This is a genomic window from Nostoc sp. ChiQUE01b (assembly GCF_034531255.1).
Lineage (GTDB): Bacteria > Cyanobacteriota > Cyanobacteriia > Cyanobacteriales > Nostocaceae > Nostoc.
Map to the genome: position 1 here is coordinate 1 of NZ_JAVRBM010000030.1, position 7,946 is coordinate 7,946.

The 7,946-nt window shown below is 47.1% G+C and carries 6 protein-coding genes; 4 read left to right on the forward strand and 2 right to left on the reverse strand.

What is annotated here, in order from left to right; genetic code table 11:
- Together RMY63_RS19770 and RMY63_RS19775 are read left to right on the forward strand one after the other, a co-directional pair.
- The coding region (locus tag RMY63_RS19770) for a hypothetical protein (RefSeq protein WP_322730336.1) at positions 1-240 on the forward strand (240 nt) is incomplete at its 5' end.
- 67 nt (positions 241-307) lie between these two features.
- The gene (locus RMY63_RS19775) at positions 308-4,579 is read left to right on the forward strand and encodes an ATP-binding protein (RefSeq protein WP_322730337.1); all 4,272 of its coding nucleotides are present in this window, start codon (positions 308-310) and stop codon (positions 4,577-4,579) included.
- Between the two features lie 131 nt (positions 4,580-4,710).
- Here RMY63_RS19775 and RMY63_RS19780 read toward each other — a convergent pair whose 3' ends face one another.
- The gene (locus RMY63_RS19780; RefSeq protein ID WP_322730338.1) at positions 4,711-5,094 is read right to left on the reverse strand and encodes a type II toxin-antitoxin system VapC family toxin; all 384 of its coding nucleotides are present in this window, start codon (positions 5,092-5,094) and stop codon (positions 4,711-4,713) included.
- Positions 5,072-5,335 (reverse strand): AbrB/MazE/SpoVT family DNA-binding domain-containing protein, encoded by a 264-nt coding sequence (locus RMY63_RS19785; protein WP_322730339.1) that lies wholly within the window; start codon positions 5,333-5,335, stop codon positions 5,072-5,074. The genes RMY63_RS19780 and RMY63_RS19785 overlap by 23 nt, the downstream gene beginning before the upstream one ends.
- Before the next feature lie 429 nt (positions 5,336-5,764).
- On the opposite strand from RMY63_RS19785, the gene RMY63_RS19790 reads away from it, so the two are divergent.
- Positions 5,765-6,358, forward strand: coding sequence for a CHAT domain-containing protein (locus RMY63_RS19790; RefSeq protein ID WP_322730340.1), 594 nt, complete (start codon positions 5,765-5,767; stop codon positions 6,356-6,358).
- 104 nt (positions 6,359-6,462) lie between these two features.
- Positions 6,463-7,946, forward strand: a 1,484-nt coding sequence (locus tag RMY63_RS19795; protein ID WP_322730341.1) for an NB-ARC domain-containing protein, incomplete at its 3' end; no start/stop codon positions are given.

Genomic DNA, 7,946 nt, shown 5'->3' on the forward strand with positions numbered 1-7,946 from the left:
CCTTGGCAGAGAAGGCTCTGCTTCCTAAACGACCTTTTCAGGTCGCGCCGGACTGGTTACCGTGATTCACTCACAACGAATCGCACCTGCCCTCTGCCTCCTGCCTTCTTGAAAGTCACTCTCACCCAAACTGGGACTGATGCCCAAATTCAAGTTACAGATACTGGAAAAGGCATTAAACTAGACTTTTTACCCTATGTGTTTGAACATTTTCGCCAAGAAGGTTTCAACGGCATCTAGCCAAACCAGTTGAGCCAAACGAAATTGTGACAATTGCTGCCCGTCTGTGTGGGCGAAAGGAAAACGCATGACTGTGGATCGTTCAACGGCTGAACAGCTTTTTGCAGGCAAGGGCGAAATGGCAATGCGAATGCGATCGCACGATTGGTCGCAAACCCCGCTTGGTGCTGTGGAAACTTGGACTCAAAGCCTGCGATCAACGCTGAGTATTTGCCTCAATTCCCGTTTTCCCATCGCCATTTACTGGGGGCAAGACTGCTTGCTGCTCTACAACGATGCTTGGCGACCGATCGTTGGTGACAAGCACCCGTGGGCACTGGGTCGCCCCGCACGCGAAGTCTGGTCTGAGATTTGGGACGACATTGGGCCGGAATTAGCAGGCGTTTTAGCGACGGGTGAAGGCACATTCCATAACGATGAACTTTTGTCAATGCATCGGTTTGGCTATACCGAGGAATGTTTCTTCGAGTACACCTTCAATCCCATCCAGGGGCAGGGCGGTGTGATTGACGGCGTATTTAACGTTGTCAGTGAAACTACCTATCGGGTGTTGAACGATCGCCGCGCTCGCCTGCTCCGGGAAGTAGCAGCTAAAACTGGAACTACGAAAACTGCGGAAGAATTATGTGCCTTGATGGTAGAGGCTTTCAAGTCCGATCCGTTTGACATTCCTTTTGCTTTCCTCTACTTGATTGACCAGGACGGGAAACAGGCTCGGCTATGTGGCAGTACTGATGCCCCAGACAGTTCCATCATTCCGGCGGTCGTAGACCTGACTGCGGCGAATGATATTGATGGCTGGGTGATCGCCCTGGCCGCTCGTACTGGCAAATCACAAGCGATCAATGATCTAGAATCTCGCTTTGGAAGACTCCCGGGCAGCCCTTGGTCAGAGCCACCACAGTCAGCAATGGTGTTGCCGATCGCTGCCACTGGGCAAGGTAAAGTTACCGGAGTGCTGGTGGTTGTTGCTAGCCCGCGTCGCAGACTCGATGATAATTACCGAGATTTCTTCGATCAAGTTGCTGGGCAGATGGCAACGGCACTCGCCAATGTCCGTGCTTATGAAGAAGAGCGTCAACGGGCGGAAGCGTTAGCAGAACTCGATCGCGCTAAAACCGTATTTTTCAGTAACATTAGCCATGAATTTCGGACTCCCTTGACGCTAATGTTGAGTCCCTTGGAGGCACTGGCGAACACATTAGATGAACGGTTACAATTCAATGAGCGGGAACAATTACAACTGGTGCAGCGCAACGGACTGCGCTTACAAAAATTAGTCAATACGCTGCTCGATTTTTCGCGGATTGAAGCGGGACGAGTGCAAGCGATGTATGAGCCAACCGATTTAGCCGCATTCACTAGCGACTTAGCCAGTGTATTTCGCTCCCTCATTGAACAGGCGGGATTGCAACTAAGGGTAGAGTGTCCGGCACTGCCAGAACCAGTGTATGTCGATCGCGATATGTGGGAAAAAATTGTTCTCAATTTGATGTCGAATGCGTTCAAGTTCACATTCACTGGCAGCATCACGGTTACATTACAGGCGATCGCGGATCGGGTAGAATTACAAGTTGCAGATACGGGTGTTGGCATTCCCCCAGAGGAATTACCGCGATTATTTGAACGATTTCATCGTGTCAATGGAGCAAAGTCACGCACCTATGAAGGATCGGGGATTGGACTCGCCCTTGTGCAAGAGCTGGTGAAACTGCACGGAGGTTCGATTCGGGTCACGAGTGTTTTAGATCGAGGAACTACGTTTACTGTGGCGATTCCGTTTGGTTCGACGCATCTACCAAGCGATCAAATTCAAACGCCCCGGACTCTGCAATCGACCGCGCTAGGAACGGCTCCGTTTGTGGAGGAAGCATCGCGTTGGCTATCTACAGAGAGTTCTGAGTTCTCAGTTTTGAGTTCTGAGTTAAATACTGAATCTTCAATTCAAAACTCAAAATTCAAAACTCAAAACTCTCTCTGCGCTCGGATTCTCTTAGCCGATGACAATGCCGATATGCGCGAATATGTCACACGCTTGTTAAGCCCATACTACGAAGTTGAAGCGGTGAGTGATGGCATGGCGGCATGGAAGGCGATCACTGAACGCGCTGTTGATTTAGTGCTGACAGACGTGATGATGCCGCGCTTGGATGGATTTGGCTTGTTGCGCCAACTGCGAGAACATCCGCAAACTCAAGAAATTTCGATTATTCTGTTATCGGCGCGGGCGGGAGAAGAAGCCCGTATTGAAGGTTTGGCAGCAGGAGCCGATGATTATCTGATTAAACCGTTCTCAGCGCGGGAACTGCTGGCAAAGGTCGAAGCAACCTTGAAGCTAACACAATTGCGGCGGGAAGCAATGCAACGAGAGCAAGTGCTGAGGCTAGAAGCCGAAACTGCTCAACAGAAGGTGGAAACAATTCTATCGAGTATTAGTGATGCATTTGTGGTGCTGGATCGAGACTGGAATTTTACCTACGTCAACGATCGCTATTGTGAAATCGTTGATATGGAGCGGGAAGCTCTTTTAGGTCAAAACGTCTGGGAACTGTTTGCCGATGCGGCTGGTAGCGAAGCTCACATTCAATTTCAACAGGTACTGAGGGAGCAAATCTCAGTGCAGTTTGAGTGGCTGTTTCCCACCTGGAATCGCTGGTTTGAGTATCGGGTTTACCCATCGCCGGATGGACTGACGATTTTTCTCTCTGAAATCACCGATGCAAAGCACCGCGAAGCAGAACGCAAACAAGCCGAAGAACAACTGCGGCAGCGTGAAGCTGAACTGACAGAAGCGCAGCGCATCGGTAAGATTGGCAGTTGGTATTGGGACGCGAAGACCGACATCACCACTGGCTCAGATCAACTGCTGCGGATTTACGGGTTTGATCCAAAGCGCGACACGATGCCCAACTTTGCTGCTCAGGACGGCTGGCTTTACCCGCACGCAAGTTGGCAGCGCATCAATACGGCTGTCCAACAGGCATTGAAAACGGGAGTCGGCTACGAACTCGACGTGCAGGCATTTTGCAACGGTACGCCGATTTGGATCACTACCCGCTGTGAAGTTGTACGCGACTCAGACAGCACGATTGTGGGGTTACGCGGCACGGTTCAAGATATCACGGCAAGAAAACAGACAGAAGAAAAACTGTCCGAATCGGAAGAACGTTTACAAATGCTTTTAGCACGAGAACAAGCAGCACGGGAGTCTGCCGAAACCGCTAACCGCGTCAAAGACGAGTTTTTAGCCGTGCTGTCTCATGAGTTGCGATCGCCCCTCAATCCCATTTTGGGTTGGTCAAAGCTGCTACAACAAGGCAACCTCGACGCGGCAAAAACGGCAAACGCGCTGGCCGTGATCGCCCGCAATGCCCAACTGCAAGCGCAACTGATTGACGATCTGCTCGATATCTCGCGGATTCTGCGTGGCAAATTGAGTTTGAATCAGATGCCTGTTGACTTGAATCTGGTGATTGCATCTGCCCTGGAAACGGTTCGCCTAGCTGCCGAAGCCAAGTCGTTGTACATTGAGACAACAGTTCTACCGAATATCAGAACCGTTACAGGTGATGCTGGACGATTGCAACAAGTGGTTTGGAATCTTCTTGCTAACGCAGTGAAGTTTACGCCACCAGGCGGACAAATCACCATCGCCTTGACTCAAGGAGCAACTTATGCACAAATTCAAGTCATTGATACAGGTAAAGGTATTAATCCTGACTTTTTGCCCTACGTATTTGAGCATTTTCGCCAAGAAGATGGAGCCACCACGCGGAAGTTTGGCGGACTGGGGTTAGGATTGGCGATCGCCCGGCAAATCGTCGAACTACATGGTGGAACTGTTGCAGTTGCTAGTCCAGGTGAAGGGCAGGGTGCCACCTTCACAGTCCAACTCCCACTTGCGCCTGTATCAAGTCCAACTTTGTCAAGAGCAGTTGACTCAGACTCAACGGATGACGATTTGAGTGACATCCACATCTTAGTGGTGGATGATGAACCAGATTCCCGTGAGTTTGTGGCTTTTGTTCTAGAGCAAGCAGGCGCGATCGTCACCAATGTTGCATCGGGAATTGAGGCATTGCAAACCATCGATCAGTCCTTCGATCTCATCGTCAGCGATATTGGAATGCCAGAGATGGATGGCTATATGTTAATGCAACAAATTCGGGCGCGATTGCCCGATCGCCAGATTCCAGCCATTGCTCTGACTGCCTACGCCGGAGAATTTGATCGCCAGCAGGCATTAGCCGCAGGGTTTCAACGGCATCTAGCGAAACCGATTGAGCCAGAGATGCTTGTACAAACGATTGTGAGTTTAATTAACCTGAGTTCTATGTAATGAATATGCTAAATTAATAGCTAAAATGCCAGTTTAGCACTGATTTTGATGTCAGTAAATAAGACTTTGCTGGGGGCGTTTTGGTGTTAACTGAACAGTTGATGAATTAACTGTCTCAAATACAATTCCTTTCACCTGATGAGATTCACTGCAATACTCAAATCCAGTTTTTTCCAAACCTTATCTGCTGTAAACACTGGAGCTTGCAGAATAATTCCCAGGGCTAAACAGGCGCGGTCGCCCAATGATAAGCCATGCTGCTGAGTTTGACCGTTCAAGTTAGCCGCGATATCTGCTTGCTCTTTATTAAAGGGGATTGCGTCAATATCCAACCAGCGCAAAATCTTTTGAGACGTGAATTGGTCATACTTTCTTTGTAGAACCGTTGATGTTTCGCAAAGGTTGACCATAGATATAACCGCATCAGCCAAAACACTTTTGACAACATCTTTGCCCGGTTCTTCGTGAATAAGCGTCAATAGCGCCGAGGCATCAAGAACCGCTTTGTTCTTCACGGGAAAACTCCTCTCGTCTAGATGCAATTAATTCTTCGCTCCAACTAGAGCGATCGCCAGCACTAAGGGAGCGAACCAGATTATGTACCATCTCCAGCTTCTGAAATTGAGACAAAATTTTCACTTCACCATTTTCTTCAGAAATGGTTATTGTATCGCCTTCGGCTATATGCAAATTCTTACGCAAAGATGCAGGCAGTGTTATTCTTCCCCCACTCAGTACATCTACCTTATATTCCATATATATACTTTCATCACCATATTGATTAAAAGTACATCAATATGCTTTAACACTCAATTAAAAAATAGGCATATTTAAATAGATGTGCATTTTTTATTTAGAGTGCGTACAAATAATGTTTCTATTCCCTATCCCTATCAAAAAAAGGTCGTTTTTTAATAGGGGATTTTACGTCTTTTTAACAATGGCTGGGGCGACTTCTGGATTGGCTTTTACCATACCCGTTTTTTGACAGGGTAAACTTGCCCCAAAGCGGGGTTTCTACCATATTTCGGTTATAAGTTGGGTAAAAGCGCAGTCAGGCTAACGGCTCAAATCAGCGACGGCAGATCACCTCGGACTCTGCCCTAACAGCTAGAGTCCGTCCGCTGCATTTAAATTGCTAGCCCTTTGCTGTATACTTGAAAGCAGCTACTCCCAACGTCAGCAATGACCATCAAACCCCAAAAAATTTTGATTTTGGCAGCAAATCCTAAGCAGACAGTACGTTTGCGTCTCGATGAAGAATTGCGTGACATTAAGGAAGGTTTGCAAAGGGCGCAAAATCGGGAGAATTTTGATCTGCGGTATGATTTGGCAGTACGTCCGAGGGATATTCGCCGCGCTATTTTGGATTATCGACCAAACATTATCCACTTTTCTGGGCATGGTGCAGGAGTACAAGGATTAGCTTTTGAAGATGAAATTGGAAACGAACAGCTAGTTACGGGAGAAGCATTAGCTGGACTTTTTGGACAGTTTTCTAATCAAGTAGAATGTGTGCTGTTGAATGCTTGCTACTCCCAAGTCCAAGCAAAAGCGATCGCCCAACACATCAATTATGTGATTGGCATGAACGATCAAATCCAAGATGAAGCGGCAATTGAATTTGTTGTGGGATTTTACGATGCACTTCTGGCTTACAATCCCCAATATGATCAAAGTTCGCCTGTAGAGTTTGCTTTTAATATTGCCAAGAATGCGATTATGTTAGCTGGCGTGTCTGGCGAGTCGATTCCTGAAATTAAAAAAAAACTAATCTAACTCCCCATCATCTACCTTTAGGAAATCTTACCAATGTCCCAGAATTACCACCGCACTTTTTACTCCGTCCCCAACAACTTACGCCCTTAAAACACAAGGTATTGTTGCTAACAAAACAACCTGTGGGGATTACAGGGAAAAGCCGCCGTGTTGGTGTGCAAGGAATGGGCGGAATTGGTAAAACAGTCTTAGCTACAGCACTGGCGCGGGATGAAGAGGTCAGAAAGGCGTTTCCTGATGGGGTGTTTTGGGTAACATTTGGACAAACACCCCAGATTTTGACTTGGCAATCCTATCTTGCTCAGGCGTTAGGCGACTTGCAAGCGGCCTTTACCGAGATTGGATTGGCGAAAGCACGGTTGCGAGAGCTGTTTGCAGATAAAGCTTGCTTGCTGATTTTGGATGATATTTGGCGTTTGGATGATGCGACGGCGTTTGATGTGTTAGGAGAACGGTGTCAAATGTTAGTTACCACCCGTAATGTAGCAATAGTTACAGGGATGGGAGGGGAAGAATATCAGCTTGAGGTCTTAGATGCACAACAGGCGTTAGCACTTTTGGCAGATTGGGCAAATCAACCGCAGATCATTGACCCCACACAGCAAAATGATGTCATCTTGCAGGTAGCGCGGGAATGTGGATATTTGCCCTTAGCATTGGCGATGGTAGGGGCGATGATGCGCTTTAAACCGCCAAATCGCTGGCACAATATTTTAGAAAAACTACGTAGTGCTGATTTAGAGAAAATCAAACAACAGTTTCCCGATTATCCTTATCCAAATTTACTCAAGGCAATTCAGGTGAGTGTGGAGGATATGTCTGAGAATTATCAACAGCGATATTTAGATTTTGCGGTCTTTCCTGAAGATACACCAATACCAGAAGCAGTATTGCAGACTTTTTGGCAACCGTTGGGGTTAGATGAGTTTGATAGCCAAGATGTGATTGATGAATTAGTGAGTAAATCTCTGGCTTTGCGGGATGAAGCGGGAAGTTTGCGCTTGCATGACTTGCAGTTTGATTATGTCAGAAAGCAGCACGCCACCTTAGTAACCGAAAGTGGAAGGATAGGTTTTTTGCACAATCGTCTATTAAATGCCTATAGTGAAAAATACTCTGAAGGTTGGCATAGTTTAGAAAATGACGGTTATATCTATCAAAATTTAGCCTATCACTTGCAGACAGGGGGAAGGGAAACAGAATTACAACAACTGCTGTGTGATTTTCGCTGGTTGCAGGCGAAGTTGGAGAACACTAATGTTAATGGTTTGATAGCAGATTATGATTTTTTGCCTGAAGATGAGAATTTACAGTTAATTCAAGGTGCATTGCGACTGTCGGCACATTTTTTAAATCAAGATAAACAGCAATTACCAGGGCAATTATTAGGGCGGTTGCTGGGTTTTGAAAGAGAAGAAATTCAAAGATTGTTAACGCAGGCGCAGCAATGCAAAACCCCTTCCTTGCTTCCCCAAACAGCCAGCTTGGCTCCCCCTGGCGGTTCCTTAGTACGTACCCTAGCAGGTCATAGCGACTCGGTAAACGCAGTTGCCCTCACCCCAGATGGTCAGTACGTAATTTCAGGTTC

What these genes read in the sequence shown, in the direction of transcription:
- RMY63_RS19775 (WP_322730337.1), top strand. Translation starts at nt 308, where the DNA reads ATGACTGTGGATCGTTCAACGGCTGAACAGCTTTTTGCAGGCAAGGGC.
- RMY63_RS19785 (WP_322730339.1), bottom strand. Translation starts at nt 5,335, where the DNA reads ATGGAATATAAGGTAGATGTACTGAGTGGGGGAAGAATAACACTGCCT.
- RMY63_RS19790 (WP_322730340.1), top strand. Translation starts at nt 5,765, where the DNA reads ATGACCATCAAACCCCAAAAAATTTTGATTTTGGCAGCAAATCCTAAG.